The sequence below is a fragment of the Streptomyces sp. NPDC090119 genome, assembly GCF_044747085.1.
Classification (GTDB): domain Bacteria; phylum Actinomycetota; class Actinomycetes; order Streptomycetales; family Streptomycetaceae; genus Streptomyces.
The window spans coordinates 1,362,094-1,382,646 of the sequence record NZ_JBIVDK010000001.1; the positions used below are offsets into that span (position 1 = coordinate 1,362,094).

Sequence of the window (20,553 nt, forward strand, 5' to 3'; positions counted from 1 at the left end):
GGAATGGAACCTCTGACTTCTGTGGGGTGGTCGGTTCTTGGCTTCCGCTGGAGCGGATCGTGCGGCTCAGCCCGCGGCGTAGACGTCCTCGATGTAGCGGCCGTCGGAGACCAGCGAGTCGAGCCAGGCGGTGGCGTCGGCGTCGTCGGCACCGGGAGTGCGGTCCAGGTAGACGGCCCGGAAGGCGTCGCGTACGCCCGGGGCCATCCGGGCGCCGTCGCCGCAGACGTAGACCTTGGCGCCGTCGCCGAGCAGCTTCCACACCTCGTCGGCCTCGGCGGCGATGCGGTGCTGGACGAACATCTGGTCGTCGACCGGCGCCTCGCTGAAGGTCGGACGCATGGCGACCACGCCCGCCAGCTCGGCGGCGCGCAGTTCCTCGGCGTGCAGGTAGTCGGCGTCCGGGGCGTCGCAGCCGAAGTAGCAGAGCGCGGGGGCGAGTTCGGAGCCGTTCAGCGCAAGGGCGAGACGGTCGGCGACAGCGCCTCGGAAGGGGGCGAGGCCGGTACCGGCCGAGATCATGATCACCGGGGTCGCCGCATCGTGGTCGATCCGGAAGACCTCCCGGCACGGCTGTATCCGGGCGTACACGGTGTCGCCCGCACGGACGCCGTTCAGGTATCCCGATCCGGTGCCGCGGAAGGTGCCCCGGCCTGAGCGTGCGGGTGCCTGGAGCAGGGAGACCATCAGATCGACGTGGTGGGGGTCGCTCGTCGGCGAGGACGAGACCGAGTAGTGGCGCGGCCGGATCGGCGGCAGCAGGTCCAGCAGCACCGGCCAGGTCAGGACCTCGCCGAGCGCGGGGTTGTCCTCGATCACGTCGAGCAGGCCACGCCGGTCGGCGGCCAGGGCCTCGGCGTCGTCGGCGAGGGCCCCCAGTGCCTTCTTCTCGGGCGGGCACGGGTTGAGGTCGGACAGAGTGGTCAACTGCCCTGCGGTCGGGCGGTCCTGGAGTTCGACGAAGTGCGTGAGCAACTCGCGTACGGTCACCGGCCGGTCGACCGCGATGCCGTCACGACGCGGGCGGCTCGCCGCGATGTTGAGGACGGTGTCCAGGTCCGCCCGCAGGATCTCGGCGGCACGCTCGACCAGGTCGGGGTGGTTGGCGGGGAGCACGGTGAAGTGGTCCGCGGTGCGGTAGGTCTCGCCCTCGGGCAGTGCCAGGCGCACGAAGCGCTTGGCGCGCGGGTAGCCGGGACTGGTCAGGCTGCCGGTCTCGGTGACCGTCATCGCCGCCATCCCGTGCCGGGCGGCCAGTGCTTCCAGTACGCCGCCGGTGACCTCGGTGACGGTGTACGCGGGGGCGTCGGCGTCCACCTCCGGGGCGGCGCCGACCGTGGCGGGGTCACCGTAGCCCTCCAGCAGGGCGGTGCGCAGCGTGCCGGTGAACGCCTTGACCGCGCCGGTCAGATCACCCGAGGCGTCGCCCTCGGCGCGCTCCAGCAGCCGGGTTCCACCGAGCGCGGCCAGCCGCTCATCGATGAGGGTGGGGACGCGCTGGTAAGTGGCCGACCAGTTGCGGTCGCCGATGCCGAGGACGGCGTACGTGACACCGTCGGCGGCGCCGGGTCCGGCGTTCTCGAGCCACTGGACGAAAGCGGCCGCGTCGTCGGTGGGCTGCCCGTTGTACGAGGCGGCGGTGATCACCACCGGCCGGTCGGTGGGCAGCGCGTCGGCGTGTGCGTCGAGCGCGGACACGGCGGTCTCGCATCCGATCTCTGCGGCGGAGTCCGCCAGTTGGGCCGAGAAGTCACGGCAGGTGCCGTAATTGGAGCCGTGCAGCAGCAGGAGGCCGGTGTCCTGCCGCACTCGGGTGGGCAGGCCGTCGGCGTCGGCCGACTCCTCGTCGGCGGCCGCGGCGACGCCGAACGCGGGGACGGCCGCACGGTTGGCGGCACGGTCGGCCGGGGTGCGCGGGGCGATGGCGAGGGTGAATCCCTCGGGCTTGATGGTGAGCGTCTCCTGGATGCTCAGCCGGTAGTCGGCGTGGTCGAGCAGCCGGTAGCGGTGGACCAGCATGGCGAGCAGCATGGTGGCCTCGTGCAGGGCGAACTGCCTTCCGATGCAGGCCCGTTCGCCGGTACCGAACGGCTTGAAGGCGTGCGGGGAACGCGCCGCCTCCGCTTCCGGTGAGAAGCGGGAGGGGTCGAACAGCTCGGGGTTGTCACCCCAGACGGGGTCGCGGTGCAGGATCGGGGTCAGTACCCCCGCCCACTGTCCGGCCCGCAGCGGCATGCCGCCCAGGTGAGTGTCGTGGCGGGCCTCGCGCCAGAAGCCGGGGGCCGTCGGGAACAGCCGCAGCGTCTCGTTGAGCACCTGGCGGGTGTAGGTGAGCTTGCCGATGTCGTCGTACGACGGCTCGGGGTCGGCCGTGTCGCCCCACAGCTCGTCCACCTCGCGCTGGATCAGACGCAGCGCGGCCGGATTCTTCACCAGGTTGTAGAGAGCGAAGGACATCGTGCCCGACGTGGTCTCGTGCCCGGCGATCAGGAAGGTGATGACCTGGTTGCGGATGTTCTCCCGGTCCAGGGTCGTGCTGTCGGAGGGGTGGGTGGCGGTGAGCATCAGGTCCAGCAGGTCCTCGTGCTCCAGGACCGGAGCGTCCGGGGCGGTGCGCGCCGCGATGACCTCGTCCACCACGGAGGCAAGGAAGGCGGCATCCTCGCGGAACGCCTCGTCGGCCTCCGTGTAGTCGCCGTCCGGGGTACGCCCGAGCTTGTCCATCGACCAGCTGAGGCAGCGCACCAGGGCATCGACGAACGGGTGCGGCTCGTCACGGTCGAACGAACCGAAGTCGAACCCGAACCCGGCCAGGCCGATGGTGTCCAGAGTCATCCGGGTCATGTCGTCGGACACATCGACCGGGTTGCCTGCGGCCCCCCGCTGGTCCCAGGCCTGGATCAGCCGACGGGTGACCTTGAGCATCACGGGGTGGTAGGTGCGCATCGACCCGAGAGCGAAGGCCGGCATCAGGATGTCGTGCGCCTTGGCCCAGTTCGGCTCGTCGTTGTACGCGGTGAACAGGCCGTCGTGGGCGAACTCGCGGACGTTCTCCAGATCCGGGCCGATCGCCTTGCGGAACCGCTGCTCGTCGGAGAGCTCGGTGACCAGGTCGAGGCCGCTGACGTAGAGGGCGTCCTCGCCCTGTTCACGCAGGACGAAGTTCGGACCCTGCTGCCGGGCCACGTCCATGAGGCCCTGGAGGAACGTACTGCTGGTCGAAGCCGTGGAAGCGTCGACGACGGAGAAGTCGTGGCTTGCGGGCTGCGGTGAGAGTCGGGTTTCGGTCATGGTGGCGAATCGCCTTCCGTGATCTGTGAGCTGGAACCGCCCGCGGGCGGTTCGGGTTCCGCCGGTCAGGGGTGCCCGTCCGACGCGTGGTCGGGTTCACGGGCAGAAGCGGCCTTCGTGTCAGAGAGCGGCGCTGTACGGGTTGGCGCCGTGGTCGACCGCCTGGTCGCGGGACGCGCTGTGACGCCGGTCGTCCCCCGCGTGGCTGATGCCGTGGTCCTCGGCCGCTCCGCGCCGGGGCACCGGGAGCGAGCGGGGTTGCCGCGACGGGACGTACCCAGAGTTCCATACGTCGTATGGAAACCCGCTACCAGTGAACCATACCTTGTACGGAAAGTCGCGCCGGAGGCTTCCGGGTGCGTTCGTTCGGTGATCCACGCGCTCGCGGCGTGGCTCGTCACGCGAATTGACGGCTCCTCCTACGATCCATAGAGTCGAAGTCGAATCGAGATCTAATTTCGAATGATCAGGGAGGCTCATGTGACTGAGTTCGACAGCCCACCGGAACCACGCGAAGCCCACGTCGTCGGCGGCATATGTTCAGCCGTGGGAGCGTGAGGTGACGATCATTGATGGAGTGACGTACTCGGCCTTCACCGGTTGGGCCGATACCCCCGCCGATGTCCTGCCGGCGCTCGAGGGCGACACCGAATGTGATGTCGCAGTCGTCGGTGGCGGGTTGGGCGGCATGGCGACGGCCCTGCGACTGGTCGAGCGAGGCGTCGACGTGGTCCTGATCGAGGCCGGAGTCTGCGGCGCCGGGGCGAGCTCGCGCAACGCCGGGCAGTTGACGAACGCCCCCGCGGGCGACCCCCAGATCCTGAGCACGATGCACCCACGCCGCTTCCGGGACGTCGTGCGCTTCGCCGAGGGAGCTGTTCCCTTCGTCGAGGGCCTGCTCGACCGGTTCGACATCGACTGCGGGTACGAGCGGACGGGCAACCTCATGGCCGCCGTCTCCAAGGGGCAGCTTCGCAAGGCCAAGCGGAACACCCAGATCCTCCAGAAGGCAGGGGCGGACGCCGAGTTCGTCGAGGGGGGTGACTTCGGTGTGCCCGAAGGCATCCTGGGCGGCAGCTTCGAGCGCGGCGGAGGAACGCTGAACCCCGGTCTGCTGGCGTTCGGTGTGCGCAAGGCACTCCGCGGCGCTGGGGTGCGGGTGTTCGAGCGGACTCCCGTGCGCGCGGTGGAAAGTCACGGCGGGTCGGTCCACCTGAGCACGCCGCGCGGACGAGTCCGTGCCGGACGGGTCGTGCTCGCCACGAACGCCCACTCGCGTGATCTCGCGTTCGCTCCGAAGCGGTTGGCCGCGCCGGTCTGGGTCAGCATGGCCGAGACCGAACCCATCGCGCCCGAGCGCCTGGAGGCGACCGGCTGGACGAGCCGGGCGGGCCTCGTGACCCTGCACAACCTGATGCAGAGTTTCCGCATCACGCCCCGCGGCACGATCGCGTTCGGTGTTCGCCGACTGCAGCTGGCGCATTCGGCGCTGGGTTCTCGTCAGCCGGACCCCTCGGTCGTGGCGGACCTGACCCGAGGCTTCCACGACCGGTTCCCCTCACTCCGGGATGTCGCGGTGGAGCGGGCGTGGGGCGGGTGGATCGCGATGACTCCGTCGTGGCTGCCGGTCGTCGGAGAGTCCACGAAGAACGTCTTCTACTCCATCGCCTGCAACGGCCACGGCCTCGCCCAGGCTCCCTACCTCGGCGCGCTGCTCGCCGACCGGCTCGCCGGCGACGAACTCCACGACGACCTCGCCCCCCTGTGGCGGGACCGGCCGCGGTTCGCTCCGTCGCCCTTCCTCAACAGCGCGACGCTGACGGCCGGATGGATGGCCGACCGGCTGGCGGATCGTCTCAACCGTGGCAGGAGCTGAAGGCCCCCTGCGAGGCCCCTGCCACGCGCCTACCCCCGCGAAGCGGTTCGCGGGGGTCCGGTCGCCACGTCAGGGGACAGGCCCGGGGGTGCCGCGCGGCGGATGCGTGACGGCACCGGCTCCGCGTCCCCGCAGTCGGCTCCGGCGGCCGCCCGGCCGACGCACCGCGGTGCCGCGCCCCTCGCCTCCGCCGGGGCACGGCACCGCGCCGTCCTGTGTGGCCTTGCTACTGCCGGGCTTCAAGATCCCATGACAGCCGATGGCCGGGTCCTGCCATGTCGCCGGTTCTCGTCAGCGGTTCCCCCCTGCCGCGCTCAGCGGCATCGCGATCCCGTCGGCTTCGGCCGCCCGGTCGTGGCGCGCCAGGGCGCGATAGGCGTGGAAGTACACGAAGAGCTGAGTGCCCCAGGTCGCCAGCGCGGCGCTGGCGAAGATCGTGCGGTGGGCGTCGTCACCGGCGAGTGGGAAGAAGTCGTAGGTGATCGCGATGACGGTTCCCGCCGCGGTCGCGAGCGCCGTCCATACCGCTCGGGTTCTGGCGCCCGTCTTCCAGACTCGCCACGTGAAGTAGACCAGGAACAGCGTCGTGAGCGCGTTGACGACGACGAAGAAGGTCGCCGGGCCCAGGTGGAACCCATGACCGCCGAACCGCACGAGGTAGAGCCCGGCCGCGGTGGCGAGGGTGAACGCTCCGATGTCCAGGACCAGTCCGGGGCGGTAGCGATGGGTGACCCGCAGCAGGCCCATGATCAGGATGAGGGTTATGCCGACCCCTCGGGAGAATGCGTCGAAGAAGGACACGAGCATGCCCTGCGGATCGGTCTGGTCCCCGCCGCGAAGCGCCCAGATCAGGAAATTGACGCCTGACGTAGCAACGATCATCCACTCCAGGCCGAGCAGATGATTGCCGTACTGCCGCAAGAATTTCCAGCCGCAGTAGAACCCCGCGAAGATCATCCACAGGTCGGCCAGTATGAAAGCGCCTTCCTTCATGAACTCAATCCCCTCCGTAGAGCGCCGAGAACCAGATGTTGTAAAGGACGTCGACCACGCGTCGCACATCCGGGTGGGGCTGTCTCGAGAACGCCTGCGTCAGATAGCGCTCGTCCATCCAGACCAGGGCGCGGGCAGTCTCCTCGACATCCAGATCCGCACTGATGAGCCCTGCGGCCTGGTCGGCGGAGATACGGATGGCGGTGGCATCGATGAACCGCTGCACCAGGGCGTTGTAGGCGGCCTCGACCTTGTCGTCGCTGCCCGCCGCCTCCGAGAGCGCCCGGAGTACAGGACCGTGCTCGGCGTAGACCTCGGCCAGGCCCTGGAACGCCGACCTGGCGTCGACGGTCAGATCGACGCCCGTCAGCCAGCGGTCGATCATCGCCCCGAGTTCGAGGCCCAGCTCCTCCACGACGCGAAGCGCCAGGTCGTGACGGTCGCGGAAGTGTACGTAGAAGGCAGGCCGCTTGAGCCCGGTCCGGCTCATGACCGCGTCCACCGTCATCTCCCGGAACGGCCGCTCCCTGAGAAAGGCCTCCGCCGCGTGGAGGATCTCGCGTTCCGACTCCTTGGGGTCGTGCTTCGGGCGCCTGCTCATGGCTGCAGCACCTCGACGACCTGATCGACCGACGTCCGCCCGGCCCGCGCCATCGCGGCGTAGAACCTCTCCGGGTTCGCCCAGTCCTCCGGCGCGAGGACACCCGCCAGACCGCCCAGCTCGTCGACCGCGAGCATCATGAACGCCGCGGTCGCCGATCCGGTTCCCGCCGCCATGCTCGTCCACGGTGTGCCCGGCCCGCTGACCGGAACGCGCCGAATCGAGACGACCCTCCTGCCGTCGCGCCTGCCCGTCACCCGGACGTAGTTGATGCCGCGGAAGTCGGGGTGCTTCTTGCGTGCTGCGGCCGCGAAGTACTTCGCCACCTCACCCACGGCGATCTCACCCCGGCGAACCGAACCCCACAGCCCTGCGAGGGCGTGGCGCCACACCTTCGGCGAGCCCGGCTTGTCGGTGACGACGGCGTTGACGAAATCAATGGCCTGGTCCATCGAGATCCTCCCGTCCTCCACCGCGACGGCGACTCCGCGCATGACGCCGCTGACCGGCGCCGGGTCGAGGGCTCCCAGGACACGGATCCTGTCCGCGCCGGGCCATCGTCGCGGCATGGTCACCGCTTCCGGATGGGCGCACTCGTACAGCCGATAGGCAGAGCCGAACGAACCACCCAGGTCGAACACATCCGATTCCACGAACGTCTGGTGGGTGACCGCCCGTCCCTTCTCCCAGGTCTGGCACGGTCCGGCGAAGCCTCGGATCGCGTGATCGAGCACGGCACGCCCGAACTCGACCGGCCCCTCGTCACCGGTCGCCCAGCCCACGTCTATCTGGTCCACGCTGTCCATGTCGCGTGTCGCATCGGCAGCCATCACATTGGTGAGTCCGGGGGACGCGCCGCAGCCGACGAAGATCGGCACGCCGGCCGCCTTCGCTTCCGCGTCCAGCTCCATCGCGGCTCGGGTGCTGGCCTCGTCGTCATCGAGATCCAGGTAGGGGACCCCCTTCTCGATGCACGCTTCCATGACCGGCTCCGCCGTGCGGATGTACGGCCCGGCGCCCAGCACGACGAGTGCGGCACCCTCGATGGCCTCACGAAGGGCGACCGGGTCGAACAGGTCGAAGGAGCCGGAGCTCGCCGATCCGGGGGGCAGGCTCGCGACCAGTGCGTCGAGGGCGTCGGGCCGGATGTCGTACAGCTCCAGCTTCCAGTCCGCGCCCCCGGCGGCTTCGGCGAAACGCTCGATCGCGACTCGGCACATGTCACCCGCCGCGCCGATGAAGACAATCCTCTTCTTCTGTCTCGTCATAGGGCGAGGCTAGGACTCCACTTACGTGACGTCAATGACAACGTGTAATTATTGTTCGGTGACGGGGGTGAGGCTGCTGCCGACGAACTGGACATGGCTCTCGGGGGTGCCGGGCGGGCCAGTTGGAGGAAACGGGGACGGGATGCCGTGTGGAGTGCTCCCGAGTGGATATTCGTGTGTCGCCGGTCCTCCGCGCGGAGCGACCGGCGGGCAGCCCCGGCGGAATTCCCGTCGGGTCTTCCTCGGCATCCCCTACAGCAAAGGAAGCACCGTGGGCATCATCGCCTGGATTCTCATCGGCCTCATCGCGGGCGCCATCGCCAAGGCGCTCATGCCGGGCAAGGACCCGGGCGGCTGCCTCGTCACGATGCTCATCGGCATCGTCGGCGGTCTGCTCGGCGGCTGGCTCGGCAAGGTGATCTTCGGTGTGCACTCCATCAACGGCTTCTTCCACCTCTCGACGTGGATCGCCGCCGTCGTCGGCTCGGTGATCGTGCTCCTGCTGTACCGCCTCGTGACCGGTCGGCGTTCGCACTGACCGCGACCGGCGATCCGTCCGCGTAGCCGGAGTTCCCGCCGGGCCCCGCGCCCGCATGTGCGACTCCACGACCGGACGGCGGAACGGAACGGCACCGGCCCCGGGGTTCGCCCCCGCGACCGGTGCCGTTCGCCGTTTCCTGACGGCAGCGGGACGACATGGCCATCCTCGTCGTCTCGCGAAAGCCGGGGCCTGCGCAAGCGGCGTCCGGCGCTACTTCTTCTGCCACTCGTAGTCATCCGCGGCATCGACGATCAGATGCTCGACCGCCTGTGGCTGCGAGATGAGCGAGACATGGGAGGCGTCGATCTCCACCGTCTTGCGGGCCTTGGCCCGCTTGGCCTCGAAACGCTGCAGGTCGGGGTTGATCGCGAGGTCCTGTCGGCCGATGAGCACGTAGACGGGCTTGTCGCGCCAGGCGGCTCCGGTGACCTTGTCCGTGAAGGCGGACTGCGCGATCGGCCGCTGGGACGCGCCGAGAACGTCGGTGCGGTTCTTCGGCAGGTCCGCGCCGAAGACCTGGTGGAACTTGTCGGTCTGGACGTAGACATCCGTACCGCTGCTGCCGTCACCGGCTCGGTAGGGCACCTGGTTGAGGGCGCTGAGCAGCGGAGGAGGCGAGAACTTCGCGGACAGGCTGGTGAAGGACTCTCCGACGTCCGGCATGATCGCGTTGACGTACACGAGCGCCTTGACGTTGTCGTTCCCGGCGGCGGCCTGCGAGATGACCTCACCACCGTAGGAGTGACCGACGAGTACGATCGGCCCCTTGATCGACTTCAGCAGGCTCGCGAGGTAGGTCGAGTCCTGCGGAATGCCGCGCAGGGTGTTGGCGGGCGCGACGACCTTGTAGTCGCTCTTCTGCAGCCGCTCGACCACACCGCTCCAGCTCGACGCGTCCGCGAACGCGCCATGCACCAGAACGATCGTCGGCTTCGCGTTCGGTGCGTCCCCGGCGTCGGGACCACCGGCGTAGGCGGCCACGGTGGCCAGAGCGGCGGTCCCGGACACGGCCAGGAGGGCCGCTCCCCAGCGGACGAGTTTCGCGTGGCGAGGCGACCTGCCGGATACGTTCATGCCGCTCCCTAGGGGTGAGGGCGCCGCACGACGCCCAGGCCCTCAGGCTTGCGCCCCTCCCTTGGGCCCGCCTCATACGCGAGGCATTCAGGTGAACTTGCCCGTCCGTGCGGCGTGGCGTCGCGGGCGGCCGGGTGGGCCGTCTGCCGGATGGCCGTTCGGGCAGCGGGAACTGCCCTGTTGTCGGCCCGCGCTGCCCTTCCGGCGCGCCGTACGCGTGCGGCAGGATCGTGTTTCGAGGCGACGCAAGAGATGACGCACGAGACCTCGTTCGAACGGATTGCGCCATGCGGCATACCAGTGAACCCCGAGGGAACGCGGCCCCCGACCGTCAACAGACTCAGGGACGCGCCCCCGTTCGCAACACCGGCAGACCGCAGACCGCCATGACCGCTGCCCACGGGGGCAGGCCCCTTCCTGCGGGTCCGCTGGGCGCCCTGCAGCGGGCGGTCGGGAACACGGCCACCGCGCGGATGGTCGAGCGCGAGCGGAACCGGAGTGCCACCGGCTCGGACCGTGGCGCCGTGCAGGCGTTCGGGGGAGGCGACGCAACGGGGTCCGACGCCGTGCGGGAGGCCGCGAGGGCGGCCGGGCGCGGGGGCAGCCGACTGCCGGACAGCATGCGCACCACCATGGAGAACGCCTTCGGCACCCCGCTCGACCATCTCAGGGTCAAGGTCGACGAACAGGCCGCCGCGAGCATCGACGCCAAGGCGTACACGGTGGGCACCGACATCGTCGTACAGAGCGCGAGCGTCCTGCGGGACGTCGAGACGATGGCCCACGAGATCCATCACACCACCCAGCTCGACGCGCCCGCGGGCCTCAGCGATCCAGGCGACGGCTGGGAGCGTGAGGCGTCGGAGGTCGGTGCCCGGGTCGCCCGCGGGCAGAGCGTCCACCACCACACCGGGGACGGCGGGGAGCACCGGGACGAGGGCGTCCAGCGCACCGCGGTCCAGCGCCGCGTGGGCTTCGAGTTCGAGTCGCAGTGGCGGGTGCGCGACCACAACGACCTGACCGACCAGGACGAGCAGAACTACCAGAACGAGGTAGCGGAGCGCGACGCGCTCCGCGGCGCGCGGGTCCTCGCCACGATCGCCACCCAAAATACCTACGCCCGTCTCCTGGAGCCGTCCGAAGAGTCCTCGAAAGAGAAGTTGAAGGACAGGTGGCTCACCCCGGTGCCCGGGGGTGAGCCGGGGGAGTACCTGCCGACCGCTGAGGGCGCGGCACGGCTCGACACGCTGCGGCAGAAGTTCTCCGCCGAGTACGAAGAACTCATGACCACCGTCGAGTTGCCGCTGCTCATGAAGAATCTGATCCGCGAGACACCGGTGCGCGGCCGCGACATACCCAAGATGGGCACGGTGGGCCGGGGCAGGAACTACCGACTCACCTCCGACGTCAGCCCGACCGGCGGCTCGGCCCTGGAATGGGTGACCGACCCGCTCAGCACGAGGGACGAGGTCGTCGCGGTGATGACCGCGATCACCAGCGTCTCGGCCGCCCTGGACGCCCGGAAGGACGCCGAGTCCTTCTCCCTCGCGGACGTCCGGGTGCCCGGATTCGACGCCGAACCGGGGATGAGGGTGTTCCCGCTGAACGGCGAGCTGGTCTACACACCGCAGATGACCGGCGGGTTCAAGCTGTCCGAGCTGCCCCGGCTGCTGGAGTACCTCCAACTGCCGGACCAGGCGCCCAGGTTCACCGGCCGGTCCGCGTTCGAGCAGCGCAAGGAGGCCAGGCAGGACCTGCACCAGGACAGCCTCCAGAGGGTCGACGGCATCCGGCGGTCGGCCGAGGACCAGGCCAGGGCGCTCCCCGAGGAGATCACCCGGGGTGAGCCCACCAGCGAGCTGGTGGGTCTGGTCACCCTGCTCGGCAGCTACCTGGCGTACGGCTCCGAGCTGGGCGACAAGGCGAACTCGAAGTCGATCGCGGGCGGCATGATGTCCCGCACCTCCTTCGCCCACAACTTCACGCTGCTGCCCCATCCGCTGCGCGTGCACTACCGCGCGAACCCCGGCGAGTTCACCGCGTTCGTCCTCAGGGCGGCGGGACTGCCGGGCAGCGGGGACGTCTCGCTGTACTCCCGGGCCGTCGAGCACGGGGAGGCGGGCCACCGTGAGCGGAAGCAGATCCCGCTGACCCGCTCCGAATGGCTGGACGGCATCCCGGTCGGCAAGGACCTGCTGCGGAACTACAAGCATCTGACCGAGGAGGAGAAGAACCAGGTCGGAGACCGCAAGGAGGGCTGGGAGCACATCCACGGCTCCCTCGGCGCGCTCGGCACGGTCGACGACAAGGTGGGCAGGCCCGGCGAGGAGGCCGTCGCCCTGGTGGCCGAGCTGCGCCGGATGGCGGACAACCTGCGCACCGCGGACCTCCAGCCCCTCGCCCTGGCCGCCTACGACCTGGTCCAGCGCTTGAACGAGGAGCGGACCCTGAAGTACAAGAAGGACGGGCGATAGCGCCTACTGCGCACGTCCGATTCGTCGCGAACTCCTCCGCCGTATGACATTGGTATCGTACGCAGTATGGAAAAGAAGGTGAGTCGTCCTGCGCGGGGAACGAGGAAGAGGGATGTGCCTCTGACCGAGGCCGGGATCTACGCCGCCGCCCTGCGGCTGATCGACGCGGAAGGCGTCGAGGCGCTCAGCATGCGCAAGCTCGCCACCGCGCTCGACGCGAACCCGATGTCGCTGTACTACCACGTGCCGAACAAGGACGCGCTCATGCGCGGCGTGACGAGAGTGGTCGGCGGCCAGTTCCGCACGGAGCTGCCCGAGGACGTCTCCTGGCAGGAGCGCATCCGCCTGCTCGCCACGGACTTCCGGGCCCTGGCGCATCGTCACCCCCAGCTCATGGCCTACTCGATCACCCAGCAGCCCGACTTCATCCGGGCCGACGACCCGTTCTGGATCGCGCTCACCGCGATCGTGGAGGCTGCCGGGATTCCGCGGTCGGAGGTCCCGGAGATCGCGGCGCTGATGATCGCCGTCGTCGTCGGTGTGCTCGCCGCCGAGCTCAACGGCTCGCTCCACCGGTGGGCGACCCTCGAGTCCCCTCCCGCGAACGACGGTGAGGGCCCCGACCCCGCGGACGTGGCCCCTGCGGGTCCTGACCAGGAGCGCATGTTCCTCCTCGCGGTGGACACGCTGATCGCGGGCCTGGAAGCCCGGCTCGCCGCTGGTGGTGCGGTCGGCCACTGATCCGCCGGGGACCGGGCACGTACGACCGCGGCGACCCGGACCGGTGCCGCTGACGGCGCTGGTCCGGGTCGCTGCTTCAAGGGGGGCGGATCGCTCAAGCCTGGGCGCCTTCGACGCCGAGTCGCCGGGCGACCTGCTCGGCGGTGTCCAGACCAGTCAGGACGGCGCCGTTCATGGTGCCGACCCACTCGCCCGCGGTTTCGGTCCCGGCCCAGTGGATACGTCCGTGCGGCTCGGTGAGCGCGCTGCCGTAACTGGTGGACGCAAAGGGAGCCACAGCGGGGTGCGGGCCACCCGGGGCGAACGGTTCCGTGCCCCAGCAGTGGTCCACGTAGTCGATGGGCTCGCTCGCCTGGGCGCCGAACAGGTCGACCAGTTGCTGGGTGACCCGGCTGCGCCGGATCTCCGGACTGAACCCGTCGTAGACGCGCGGGACGCAGAAGACCATCAGGATGCCCGGTCCGTCGTCGGGCGACGCGTCGAAGGTGATGAACACCGTCCCGGTGTCGGTCAGGGACTCGCCCGAGAGCCCCGCCTCGCGCCAGAAGGGCTTGTCGTAGGCGACGAACGCCTTGCTCAGCGCGCCCATGGGCCAGGTCCTGATGAGCCCCTCGGTCTTTTCCGGCAGGGCCGGCTCGAACTCGATGTAGGCGCGGTGCTCGGGGGCCGCGGTGACGATGGCGTACTTGGCGTTGATCACGGCGTCGTCGGTGTGAACCGTGACGCCGTTGTCGTCCTGGGAGATCCGGTTGACGCGGGTGTCCAGCACGACCTTGTCGCCGAGGTGCTCGGCGAGCCGGTGGGCGATCTCCTGAGTGGTCTCGGTGATCCGGTCCTGCTGCTGGCCGCCTTCGACGGCGAGCATGTGGTCGAGCCCACCCACGGCCTGGATGTAGCGCAGTACGTGCAGCAGCGCCACGTCGCCCGGGTTGCATCCCCACTGCACCTTGCTGGCGATGGCCATCAGTGCACGGGTGCTGGTGCCCGCCTGCTGCTGGTCCAGCCACTCGCCGAACGAGATCGAGTCCAGCTCACCGGCGTTGGGGGAGTTCCAGGCGGCGTCGACGTCAATGGTCTCCAGCAGCTTGTCCATCTCCACCTGGACGCGGCCGAGGTCCTCCAGGTCCACGGGCTCGACCATCGGCAGGGTGCCCGTCCAGGTGCGATGCTGGCCGGCCATCCACAGGACGTTGAGGCCCTCGTGGTGCTGGCTGGTCGTGGAACACCCCAGTCGCAGGGCGAGGTCCCGGATCGCCGTGTGGCGCTCGGCGACCCACGTCGCCCCGAGGTCGACCTTGACCCCGGCCACCTCACCCGAGTACGACCGGCCGCCGACCCTGTCCCGGCCCTCGATGACCAGGACGGACAGGCCCATGTTCTCGAGCCGCTCCGCGGCGCTCAGACCGGCGAAGCCCGCACCGACGATCACGACATCGACTGCCGTGACCTTGGAGCGGCCCTTGGTTCCCATAGTCATGGGTTTCTCCTTCGCTTGGGTACTTCCAGTATTACCATACGCCGTATGAAACTTTGGAAGTGGCGGGGGTGGCCGGGCGTCTGTGCCGCTCGGGACCTGCACCGATGGGTGTCGCATTTGCCTTGGAGCGCACTCCAAGGGTCATGATCTGAACCGCAGGGTCCACGACAGCCTGGGAACACGGGTTCACCGAGTGGGACCTGCTCGTGGCTGTTCCGACGAATGCGAGTTCTCGACATGACCGGCAAGACTGTTCTGATCACCGGAACCTCCAGTGGCATCGGCCTGCAGACGGCGCTCGGGGCCGCGCGCGCCGGGTGGCAGGTGATCGCCACCATGCGGGACACCACGAAGGCCGGTCTCCTCGAGGAGGCCGCCGCCGAGGCCGGGGTGACCGAGCGCATCCAGGTGCGGAAGCTGGACGTCACCGAGCCCGCGTCCGTCCAGGAGTGCCTGGACGCGGTCGTGGCGGAGCACGGCGCGCTGGACGCGCTGATCAACAACGCGGGCTCCGGACACGTCGGCACGCTGGAGACGGACGGGGTGGAGGCGGCCCGCCGCGTCATGGAGGTCAACTTCTTCGGCGTCCTGAACACCACCTCCGCCGCCCTTCCGCACCTGCGGGCGAGCGGGGGCCGGGTCCTCACCGTCTCCAGCGTCGGCGGTGTCGTCGGCCAGCCCTTCAACGAGGCTTACTGCGCTGCCAAGTTCGCCGTCGAGGGCTACCTCGAGTCACTCGCACCCGTCGCCGCCACCGTCGGGGTGAGCGTCACGCTCATCGAGCCCGGTGCGGTGGCCAGCGAGTTCGTCGCCAACGTCGGCATCCCCGACGACCGGGCCGCCCTCGCGGACCGGATGGGCCCCTACGCCCCCGCGATGGACGCCTACCTGACGCGCACCGCCGACGCGTTCGCCGCGGCCCAGTCGGCGCGGGACGCCGCCGCGGTCGTGGTCGAGGTGCTGAACACCGAGCAGCCTGCGCTGCGTGTACAGACCTCCGACGGCGCCCGGGCCTTCGTCTCCTCGAAGCTGGCCGACCCGGACGGGTCGAGGGTCCTCGGCATGACGGGTGCGTGGGTCGCGCAGTAGCGCGGTCTGTCGGCGTACGCATGAAAGGGTTGGGCATGACTACGGACCGTTTTGAAGTCACGCGCCAGCTGGCCGCGTCCCCCTCCACGATCTTCGACGTGCTGCGTTCACCCCAGGGCCACGTGGCCATCGACAGCTCGGGGATGCTGCAATCGGCGGAGGGCGAGCTCGTGAGCGCGGTGGGCGACCAGTTCGTCGTCCACATGGACCGGGAGGCTCTCGGAGATCTCCCCATGGGCCGCTACGACGTGACCGTGATCATCACCCGCTACGAACCGGACGCGCTCCTGGAGTGGACGATCTCGGGCACCATCCAGCCACCCATCCGCCACCTGTACGGGTACCGTCTCACGCCCAACGAGTCGGGCACGCTCGTCACTTCGTATTACGACTGGAGCCAGATCGACGACAAGTACCGGGAGTCGGGCATCTTCCCGGTCATCCCGGAAGCCGGTCTGCGTGCCACGCTGGGAATCCTTGCTCGCACGGTCGCCTGAGAGGGCGTCTCACGTGGCAAGTTTCCCGAGCTTCTCGTAGCGGGTCAGGGCAGCGGCCAGGCCGAGGAAGGCGAGGAAGTGGGAGCGGTTGCGTTCGTATCGGACGGTCAGGCGGCGGTAGCCGAAGAGCCAAGCGATCGACCGCTCGATCTTCCAGCGGTGCCTGCCAAGGCGTTCGCCGGGCTCGATGCCTGGCCGCGCGATGCGCGCGACGAGTCCACGCTCGCGCAGCCAGCTGAGGTGTTCGGCGGGGAAGTGCGCTTTGTCCGCGCGGAGTTTGACGGGCCGGCGCCGCCGTGGTCCCCGACGGGACCGGACGGCGGGGATGCCGAGGATGAGCGGCTCGAGGGCGAGACTGTCGTGCATGTTCGCACCTGACACGGCCACGGCGAGCGGGACGCCCTGGGCATCGGACGGCACGTACACCACTGCGGTGAACACGGCCCGCTCGTCACGCGGAGCGGTCCCGCCACCTTGCGGTCGAGCCGCGAACGACGGCAGTAATGGGGCGACCAGCTCCCAGAGCTCATCAGGAACCAGACGCTTCGACAGATCAGCACTCACGGTCGGCATGATGCCGCTCGGACATCAAGTCACGTGGGACACCCTCTAACCCTTGCCTGACGCGGCCAATCTGGCGGCCTGCTCGATCTTCGCGCAGTAGGCGGCGCGGGCTTCTTCATCGATCTGCATCTCGTGTTCGGGGCGCATCCCGGTTCGGCCGTCGATGCCTTCGCGCAGGACGTCGGCGTGCCCGGCATGCCGGTTGGTCTCGCCGAGGACGTGGACCAGGATGGCGAACAGGTTCGTGTTGGCATAAGGCTCCGGCCACCACGGCACGTGGCCGGGGGCATCGAGGGCAAGCTCGTCGATCGTCGCGTCTGAGTGCTCCCACGTGCGCCGGTAGGACTCGATGATTTGATCGCGCGTCTCGTCCTCAGCTGCCCACAGATCGCTGCCGTTGTGGTCCTGCCACCGGGGCAGCGGTTCCGGGGACGGCCGGTCGAAGACTTCACCGAAGTACCTGGCCTCGACGCCGGCCACGTGTTTGACCAGGCCGAGGAGGTTGGTCCCGGTCGTCGTCAAAGGTCGGCGGGCGTCGTATTCGGACAGGCCGTCGAGTTTCCAGAGCAGCGACTTGCGGTCCCGCCGCAGTCTCCCGTGCAGGTTGTCCTTCGCGAAGTCATCGATCATGCGGCATGAGCCTGCCACGGGCTACTCGTGGCCTCAAGAATCCCGTACGCGGACCGCAGCGCCCAAGAGGCCGAAGCCTGGCCGAAGCCACCGCCCTGAGCTGCTACAAGCAGCTCGCGGAACCGTGCCACGTGAGACAACCTCTAAAGCTTGTTCCGCATCTGAACGGTTGGGGGAGCGGTGGCCAGACGCAGACGTTGGACACCGCCTCGTGTCAGCAGCATCCCGCTGCTGGTCACGAGGTCATGAGCTGATGTGTCTCAGGCCCGACCTGCTGCTCGAACCAGCGCACCGCGAGACGGCCGGCCTCGAAGACTTCGCTCCCGCCGTCCTGAATACGGCGTGAGCAAAGGAACTGCACGGCGGCCGCGTGCCCGACGTCGGATCTGGGCGCGACCGCGTTGTCCACCAGGACGTCTTCAGGTGCGCGAGCCCCGTCCGGCAGAAGCAGAAACGCCTGCCGACCACCGCAGACCTGCGCCCGTCGCGGCTCGCGACCTTCATGGCACACGTCGGCGGCACGCGCCCCGGGCGCGGAGGCCAAGCTCAACACGGTGGCCCGCCGGCCCACCGTGAACCAGATCGACCGGCTAGGGGCGATGGGATACTCCCCGGAAGCAGCAGAGATCACCATGCAGCAGCCGGTGGCACGGCGGTCGATGCACAGTCAGGGGCGGGGTCTGCTCAGCGTGCTGGCACACGCCCTCCCCGACCTGGAGTTCCGGACCGTCCGGGAGGCCGAGTTCGGGTGCGACTCGCTGGTCGGGTTCAACTTCGGAGACGGTCACCTCCACGACGAGGATCTGATCCGCGCCGTGCAGAGGCGCGTCGGCTTCGCGCCGGGGGAGTGGGTCGTCGTCTGGGTCGAGTCCCAGGCCATCCACTCCGCGGTGCAGCACTACAAGGTGATCGACGCCGCCCTCGGAGTCGTCGAACGGGGCCACTGGAAGGTCGCCGACGCGGTGAACGAGCAGCCGTGGTTGCACATGCCCGGTCCCGGCGCCCACGCTGCCGCGAGGGCGTTGAAACACCTCGGTGGGCGGAGTGGAAAGGTACAGGTCACCGGCAGTATCAAGGACTTTCACGGGTGACGGCCTACAGGAACATGTAGTAAGGCCGCACTGCGGTGAGAGGGTTGGCGCGTACGGTCGTAGTGAAACTCGATCGCCTCCATTTCCGAGGATGAATCAGGGTAAATGGAGAAGCGGACAAGGCAAGGGGATCACTATGGGTAAGCTGATATTGCGCATGGCGTCAGCGGCCACCTCTGTAATGATTGCCGGAGTTGTTTTGTTCGCCGCGGGCGGCTCTGCCTCGGCGGCCGTCGCGCCGGTCGGCGGACACGGTTCTCATGTGAGCACGGCAGAGCACGCCGATGAAAGCGGCCTCAGCCATCGGCACATCACCCGATGTGAGGACCCGTATAGCCTCGACAGTCGCTACTACCCCTGGGTGTACGACCAGTTGGTGCAGTTCCGTGGTGACGTACCAGCCCTCTGTCACGGCTGAGGCTGTCTAAAGAAGAACTCGATTGAAGGAGTATTTGGTATGCCGGTTGTCATCGTTGCCCAGCTGATTGCGAAGCCCGGACAAGAGGAACTCGTCGAGAAGGTGTTTCGGGAAGTGGTGCCGGAAGTGCACGCCGAGCGCGGCTGCTCCCGTTATTCCCTGCACAAGAAGAAGGGGTCGGACGGCCACTTCGTCATGGTGGAGAAGTGGGATTCCGAGCAGGACCTCCAGGCGCACCGCGAGGGAGCCGTGATGGCCAGGGTCGGAGAGGCCCTCGCCAGCGCCCTGGACGGCCCGCCGGAGGTGGTCGTCCTCGAAGCGCTCCCGGCCGGAGAGCCGGGCAAGGGCGCTCTCTGACACACGCATGCCGATGGGGCGAGAAACGGTCAGTTTCTCGCCCCATCGGCATGCGTGCGTCAGCTTGCCAGGGCGACTCCGGTACCGCGCGCCGCCGCATGGCGAACCCGTCGGCGCGCGGGACGGCTGAGCCCTCCCGCGCGCCGACAGGCCCGGATGTCATGGAGTGGTCGTCACACCACCGGAGTGGTCGTTGCCGGTGACGAGGGACAAGCCGTTGCCCCGGTCGGCCCGGCGCAGCTGCGGCTGCGGCAGGGCGGCGTCGATGAACGCGTCGCGGGGGTGGGCCATTTCGGGGAGTCCGACGGTCTCGCGGCGCAGGAACATGGCGAGTGTCCAGTCGAGGAAGACGCGGACCTTGCGGTTGACGGTGGGCATCATGGCTCCGTGGTAGAGGCGGTGGAACCACCAGGCAGGCAGGCCCTTGAGCTTGATCTTGCCGAACATGATGGCGACGCCCTTGTGCAGGCCGATGCTGGCGACCGCGCCGAGGTTGGCGTGCTTGTACTCCTTCTGCCGACGGCCGCGCAGTCGGGCGACGATGTTGTCGCCGAGTACCTTCGCCTGGCGGTAGGCGTGCTGGGCGTTGGGCGGGCACCAGGCGCCGTCGCCGACGGCGAGGTCGGGCACCTGGGCGTTGTCGCCCGCCGACCAGACGTAGTCGAAGCCCTGGACCTGGAGCGTGGCCGCGGTGTCGATGTGCCCGCGGGGTCCGAGCGGCAGCCCGAAGCCGGTGAGGAGCGGGCTGGGCTTGACGCCGGCCGTCCAGACGATGGTGGAAGCGGGAGTCTCGACCCCGTTCTTGAGCAGCACCCGCTGGTCGGTGCAGGACTCCATCGAGGTGTTCAGGTACACCTCGACGCCGCGCTCCTCGAGCTTCTCCTTCGTCCACACACCGAGGTCGGGGCCCATCTCGGGCAGGATGCGGTTCGCGGCCTCGACGAGGATGAAGCGCATGTCCTCACGGCCGATGGTGCGGTAGTTCTTCGCCGCGTCGCGGCACATGTCCTCGATCTCACCGACGGCCTCGACACCGGCGAAGCCGCCGCCGACGAAGACGAAGGTGAGGGCCTTGCGACGCGCCTCGGGGTCGGTGGTCGAGTCGGCCTTGTCGAGCTGCCAGAGCACGTGGTTGCGCAAGGAGACGGCTTCTTCGACGGTCTTCAGACCTATGCCGTACTGCGCGAGACCGGGGATGGGGAAGGTCCGGGAGGGAGCCGGTGGCGACGACGAGATGGTCGAAGCCGAGCTCGTATTCGTCACCGGCCGGGGGGACGATCGTCGCCGTCTTGCGGCTGTGGTCGACGGCGACCACGTGTCCGGTGACGACCTCGGCCTTCTTGAGGGTGGGCCGCAGCGGGGCGACGAGGTTGCGGTCGGCGACGTTGCCTCCGGCGGCCTCCGGCAGGAACGGCAGGTAGGTCATGTAGGAGCGGGGGTCGACCACGGTCACCGTGGCCTCGTCGCCGCGGAGCTTCTTCAGCACGCGCAGGGCGGTGTACAGACCGGCGTAGCCACCGCCGACGATCAGAATGCGGGGCGGCTGGGCCGCGTGGGCGGGGGACATGGTG

The 20,553-nt window shown here is 69.0% G+C and carries 19 protein-coding genes and 1 pseudogene; 9 read left to right on the forward strand and 11 right to left on the reverse strand.

Annotated elements, in window-relative coordinates; translation table 11 throughout:
* Positions 1 to 66: 66 nt before the first annotated feature.
* Together ACIPPM_RS06220 and ACIPPM_RS06225 are read right to left on the reverse strand one after the other, a co-directional pair.
* On the reverse strand, positions 67 to 3,291 hold the full coding sequence (locus ACIPPM_RS06220; protein ID WP_401443620.1) for a cytochrome P450: 3,225 nt from the start codon (positions 3,289 to 3,291) through the stop codon (positions 67 to 69).
* A 120-nt stretch (positions 3,292 to 3,411) separates the two neighbouring features.
* Positions 3,412 to 3,534 carry a hypothetical protein gene (locus ACIPPM_RS06225; protein ID WP_401443622.1) on the reverse strand — a complete coding sequence of 41 codons (123 nt, stop codon included), beginning with the start codon at positions 3,532 to 3,534 and terminating at the stop codon, positions 3,412 to 3,414.
* 334 nt (positions 3,535 to 3,868) lie between these two features.
* On the opposite strand from ACIPPM_RS06225, the gene ACIPPM_RS06230 reads away from it, so the two are divergent.
* Positions 3,869 to 5,167, forward strand: coding sequence for an NAD(P)/FAD-dependent oxidoreductase (locus ACIPPM_RS06230; RefSeq protein ID WP_401443625.1), 1,299 nt, complete (start codon positions 3,869 to 3,871; stop codon positions 5,165 to 5,167).
* Positions 5,168 to 5,458: 291 nt separating this feature from the next.
* Here the strand turns inward: ACIPPM_RS06230 and ACIPPM_RS06235 are convergent, their stop codons facing one another.
* From ACIPPM_RS06235 to ACIPPM_RS06245, 3 genes are read right to left on the reverse strand one after another with little or no spacing between them, the layout of a single operon-like run.
* Positions 5,459 to 6,160: a transporter gene (locus ACIPPM_RS06235; protein WP_401443627.1), complete on the reverse strand. Its 702-nt coding sequence runs from the start codon at positions 6,158 to 6,160 to the stop codon at positions 5,459 to 5,461.
* Positions 6,161 to 6,164: 4 nt separating this feature from the next.
* On the reverse strand, positions 6,165 to 6,761 hold the full coding sequence (locus tag ACIPPM_RS06240; RefSeq protein ID WP_401443629.1) for a TetR/AcrR family transcriptional regulator: 597 nt from the start codon (positions 6,759 to 6,761) through the stop codon (positions 6,165 to 6,167).
* On the reverse strand, positions 6,758 to 8,029 hold the full coding sequence (locus tag ACIPPM_RS06245; protein WP_401443631.1) for a saccharopine dehydrogenase family protein: 1,272 nt from the start codon (positions 8,027 to 8,029) through the stop codon (positions 6,758 to 6,760). Before ACIPPM_RS06245 ends, ACIPPM_RS06240 begins: the two co-directional genes overlap by 4 nt.
* 271 nt (positions 8,030 to 8,300) lie before the next feature.
* Between ACIPPM_RS06245 and ACIPPM_RS06250 the strand changes: the two genes are divergently transcribed.
* Positions 8,301 to 8,567 carry a GlsB/YeaQ/YmgE family stress response membrane protein gene (locus ACIPPM_RS06250; RefSeq protein ID WP_031179268.1) on the forward strand — a complete coding sequence of 89 codons (267 nt, stop codon included), beginning with the start codon at positions 8,301 to 8,303 and terminating at the stop codon, positions 8,565 to 8,567.
* A 213-nt stretch (positions 8,568 to 8,780) separates the two neighbouring features.
* On the opposite strand, the gene ACIPPM_RS06255 is transcribed toward ACIPPM_RS06250, so the two are convergent.
* Positions 8,781 to 9,644, reverse strand: coding sequence for an alpha/beta fold hydrolase (locus tag ACIPPM_RS06255; protein ID WP_401443633.1), 864 nt, complete (start codon positions 9,642 to 9,644; stop codon positions 8,781 to 8,783).
* A gap of 386 nt (positions 9,645 to 10,030) precedes the next feature.
* On the opposite strand from ACIPPM_RS06255, the gene ACIPPM_RS06260 reads away from it, so the two are divergent.
* On the forward strand, positions 10,031 to 12,118 hold the full coding sequence (locus ACIPPM_RS06260) for a DUF4157 domain-containing protein (protein ID WP_401443636.1): 2,088 nt from the start codon (positions 10,031 to 10,033) through the stop codon (positions 12,116 to 12,118).
* 114 nt (positions 12,119 to 12,232) lie between these two features.
* Positions 12,233 to 12,859 carry a TetR/AcrR family transcriptional regulator gene (locus ACIPPM_RS06265; RefSeq protein ID WP_401443639.1) on the forward strand — a complete coding sequence of 209 codons (627 nt, stop codon included), beginning with the start codon at positions 12,233 to 12,235 and terminating at the stop codon, positions 12,857 to 12,859.
* A 94-nt stretch (positions 12,860 to 12,953) separates the two neighbouring features.
* On the opposite strand, the gene ACIPPM_RS06270 is transcribed toward ACIPPM_RS06265, so the two are convergent.
* Entirely contained in the window at positions 12,954 to 14,336 is a 1,383-nt protein-coding gene (locus ACIPPM_RS06270; RefSeq protein ID WP_401443642.1) for a flavin monoamine oxidase family protein, read from the reverse strand.
* 237 nt (positions 14,337 to 14,573) lie between these two features.
* On the opposite strand from ACIPPM_RS06270, the gene ACIPPM_RS06275 reads away from it, so the two are divergent.
* Positions 14,574 to 15,425 carry an SDR family oxidoreductase gene (locus ACIPPM_RS06275; protein WP_401443645.1) on the forward strand — a complete coding sequence of 284 codons (852 nt, stop codon included), beginning with the start codon at positions 14,574 to 14,576 and terminating at the stop codon, positions 15,423 to 15,425.
* A gap of 35 nt (positions 15,426 to 15,460) precedes the next feature.
* Positions 15,461 to 15,922 (forward strand): SRPBCC family protein, encoded by a 462-nt coding sequence (locus tag ACIPPM_RS06280; protein WP_401443647.1) that lies wholly within the window; start codon positions 15,461 to 15,463, stop codon positions 15,920 to 15,922.
* Positions 15,923 to 15,931: 9 nt separating this feature from the next.
* Here the strand turns inward: ACIPPM_RS06280 and ACIPPM_RS06285 are convergent, their stop codons facing one another.
* From ACIPPM_RS06285 to ACIPPM_RS06295, 3 genes are all read right to left on the reverse strand, one after another.
* Entirely contained in the window at positions 15,932 to 16,486 is a 555-nt protein-coding gene (locus ACIPPM_RS06285) for a transposase (RefSeq protein ID WP_401443649.1), read from the reverse strand.
* Positions 16,487 to 16,531: 45 nt separating this feature from the next.
* Positions 16,532 to 17,116, reverse strand: coding sequence for a DinB family protein (locus ACIPPM_RS06290; protein ID WP_401443651.1), 585 nt, complete (start codon positions 17,114 to 17,116; stop codon positions 16,532 to 16,534).
* Positions 17,117 to 17,351: 235 nt separating this feature from the next.
* Positions 17,352 to 17,660 (reverse strand): hypothetical protein, encoded by a 309-nt coding sequence (locus ACIPPM_RS06295; RefSeq protein ID WP_401443653.1) that lies wholly within the window; start codon positions 17,658 to 17,660, stop codon positions 17,352 to 17,354.
* A gap of 10 nt (positions 17,661 to 17,670) precedes the next feature.
* Between ACIPPM_RS06295 and ACIPPM_RS06300 the strand changes: the two genes are divergently transcribed.
* The 3 genes from ACIPPM_RS06300 to ACIPPM_RS06310 all read left to right on the forward strand — a co-directional run bounded on the left by ACIPPM_RS06300 (position 17,671) and on the right by ACIPPM_RS06310 (position 18,982).
* Positions 17,671 to 18,207 carry a DUF3556 domain-containing protein gene (locus tag ACIPPM_RS06300; RefSeq protein ID WP_401443655.1) on the forward strand — a complete coding sequence of 179 codons (537 nt, stop codon included), beginning with the start codon at positions 17,671 to 17,673 and terminating at the stop codon, positions 18,205 to 18,207.
* Positions 18,208 to 18,343: 136 nt separating this feature from the next.
* Positions 18,344 to 18,625 (forward strand): hypothetical protein, encoded by a 282-nt coding sequence (locus ACIPPM_RS06305; RefSeq protein WP_401443657.1) that lies wholly within the window; start codon positions 18,344 to 18,346, stop codon positions 18,623 to 18,625.
* 39 nt (positions 18,626 to 18,664) lie between these two features.
* Complete coding sequence (locus ACIPPM_RS06310) at positions 18,665 to 18,982, forward strand: putative quinol monooxygenase (protein ID WP_401443659.1); 318 nt, start codon at positions 18,665 to 18,667, stop codon at positions 18,980 to 18,982.
* A gap of 159 nt (positions 18,983 to 19,141) precedes the next feature.
* Here ACIPPM_RS06310 and ACIPPM_RS06315 read toward each other — a convergent pair.
* A pseudogene (locus ACIPPM_RS06315) lies at positions 19,142 to 20,549 on the reverse strand (NAD(P)/FAD-dependent oxidoreductase).
* Between the last annotated feature and the right edge of the window lie 4 nt (positions 20,550 to 20,553).